Source organism: Robbsia andropogonis (assembly GCF_000970345.1).
In the GTDB taxonomy this organism is placed as follows: Bacteria; Pseudomonadota; Gammaproteobacteria; order Burkholderiales; family Burkholderiaceae; genus Robbsia; species Robbsia andropogonis.
Genome location: NZ_LAQU01000127.1, coordinates 1 through 2,448 on the forward strand (window position 1 = coordinate 1; position 2,448 = coordinate 2,448).

At 56.6% G+C, this 2,448-nt stretch carries 2 protein-coding genes; one reads left to right on the forward strand and one right to left on the reverse strand.

Features of this window, described 5'->3' with window-relative positions; all coding sequences use genetic code 11:
* A partial coding sequence (locus tag WM40_RS26395) for a DUF2946 family protein (RefSeq protein ID WP_046154542.1) occupies positions 1–342 on the reverse strand: 342 nt, incomplete at its 3' end.
* A gap of 352 nt (positions 343–694) precedes the next feature.
* Between WM40_RS26395 and WM40_RS26400 the strand changes: the two genes are divergently transcribed.
* Positions 695–1,756, forward strand: a complete 1,062-nt coding sequence (locus tag WM40_RS26400) for a HoxN/HupN/NixA family nickel/cobalt transporter (RefSeq protein WP_046154541.1) — start codon at positions 695–697, stop codon at positions 1,754–1,756.
* Positions 1,757–2,448: the final 692 nt, after the last annotated feature.

A 2,448-nucleotide genomic window follows, 5' to 3' on the forward strand; every position in this document is an offset into this window, starting at 1 on the left:
GTGGATTACACCGGCACGAACGGCGACCGACGCAACGGTGACCGGCATCGTCTTTGCGGCGAGCGGTGCGGCGAGCCCAGCCGCACTGCCGGGCAGCGTCGGGACATGCCCGACCACGCTGCAATAAGCGCAGGCCTGCCAATGCTGAGCAACTCCGTGCGCAGGCTTGCTGTCATGTGTCGACGACACAACTTTGTCATCGGCTGAGCAATAGGTAGCCAGCGCATCACTGAGACGGTGATGCGACGCGAGCACCTGCGAGACCACCGGCGCGAGCGTCACCAACAGGATTGCAAGCAATCCCAGCAGGCAGCCAAGGCGATGGAGGCGAACGCGGTACATGGCGCGCGTATTAAATGGAAAGCGGAGGCTATGGATTATGCCACGCCAGGGAAATGATCCTCCGCTGTGATCCAGCGGATTATCCGAGCCCGAAAATAGAAGCAATGCGAAAGCATTCCGGGACGCTTACTGAATCCGTACGACCCACGAAACAATCGACTTTTCGGTATCAGCGATGTATAAGCGCATCTGGCCATGCCTAAACACGGACACTGCGGGAAGCCGGTGAGATTCCGGCGCGGTCGCGCCACTGTATCGGGGGAAGCCGAATATCAGTCAGTTTCCCGGAGCCAGACCTCTCAGTGTCATCCTTCACCCTGACACGGAACGCGATAATTCCGGGAGTTTCACGATGCTTGACCATCTACGCCAGATTTTCAACGACTCGGACTCGAAAGTCCGCAGCAAGTTGTGCGGCATTTACGGCGTGCTCATCGCCATCAACGTACTCGCGTGGGTGTGGGCACTCGTTGCCTTTCACGCGTACCCTCTTCTGCTTGGGACGGCCTTGCTCGCGTATGGCTTCGGGCTACGTCATGCCGTCGACGCCGACCACATTGCGGCAATCGACAACGTAACGCGCAAGCTAATGCAGGAAAGGAAGCGCCCCGTCGCCGTTGGCTTCTTCTTTTCGCTCGGCCATTCGACAGTGGTCGTGCTCGCCGCAGTCGCCGTCGCACTGACGACGTCTGCCCTTCAGGGACGGTTCGACAACTTCAAGGAAATTGGCGGAATAGTCAGCACGCTCGTTTCGGCATTCTTCCTTTTCGCACTCGCGCTCATGAACTTCCTGATCCTGCGCGGCATCTTTCGCGCGTGGAAGCATGTCCGCGCAGGCGGCTCGTATGTCGATGACGACTTCGATATGCTGCTCGCAAACCGGGGGCTCATTGCCCGCCTCTTCCGCCCGCTTTTTCGCCTCGTGACGCGTGGCTGGCACATGTATCCAATCGGATTCCTGTTCGGTCTCGGTTTCGATACCGCAACCGAAATCAGTCTGCTCGGCATCGCAGCGACTCAGGCAGCAAAGGGCCTTTCGCCGTGGGCCATCATGGTCTTTCCGGTACTCTTTAGCGCAGGGATGTCCCTCGTCGACACGCTCGACGGCCATCTGATGCTGGGTGCCTATGGTTGGGCCTACGAGAAACCCTTGCGCAAGATCTACTACAACATGACGATCACACTCGTTTCGATTGTGGTCGCAGTGGTGATCGGCGGTATTGAGGCACTCGGACTGCTCGCAGACCAGTTCGCTCTGAAAGGTCCAGTGTGGAACGCAATTGGTTCGCTCAACGACAACTTCGGCACGCTCGGCTACATCATCATTGGCATCTTTGTGCTGAGCTGGATAGCCTCGCTCGTCATTTACAGAATGAGGCGTCTTGACGAGGTGCAGACGAGTCAGCAAGTCTGATCCGACTCATGCCGCAGGTGAACGAAGGTGCCTCCGCGCTCTAGTTGCCGTCAAGTCACACGATAAACCATGTGGCTCGACGGGCAGCCTTTCGCAGCTGCCGGGCGAAAAGCACAGGGACGGCGCGCCGGTGTTTGGTTGGTTTATAGAACCGCTTCGTTAACGAAGGTGAGTCCGCATTGATGGTTCGAGTGCCCGGTCTGCGCAGGCAAACGGCCGCCGCATCAGGAGGCTGGATAAGGCCGCTCAGGGTCGATAGCGGCCTTTGCCAGTGACTGAACGGGACGCAGCGAACGCTACAAGTTTTGTTGAAATCGCCTATTTCTCTACAACATTAGTTGAAATTTGACGCTTTATATACAATTTTAGTTGAAACTGCGAGATTGAATTGATGCAACAAAATCAACAATTTATATAAGACTCCGATAATTGCTTTGTATACAACATTAGTTGCGCAGGCGACGATTCCTGTACGAAGCCTGCGGCCGAGGACATCTGTACTGGCTCGACAAGGAAAGAAGACGTCAAAAACCGCCGAAGCGGTTTTTGACTAGTCTCGTGCGTCCGCAGGGGGAGGCATATGCCCGCAAGTCCCGCGGCAAGCCCGCTCTGGTTAAGCATCGCGCGTCAACGACAAGACCACTTGAACGGTGGTCGTAACAGTGCGGCTCAGATGCGAACCTACAAAAAAC

Coding starts and splice junctions, on each gene's coding strand:
- WM40_RS26400 (WP_046154541.1), top strand. CDS start 695: ATGCTTGACCATCTACGCCAGATTTTCAACGACTCGGACTCGAAAGTC.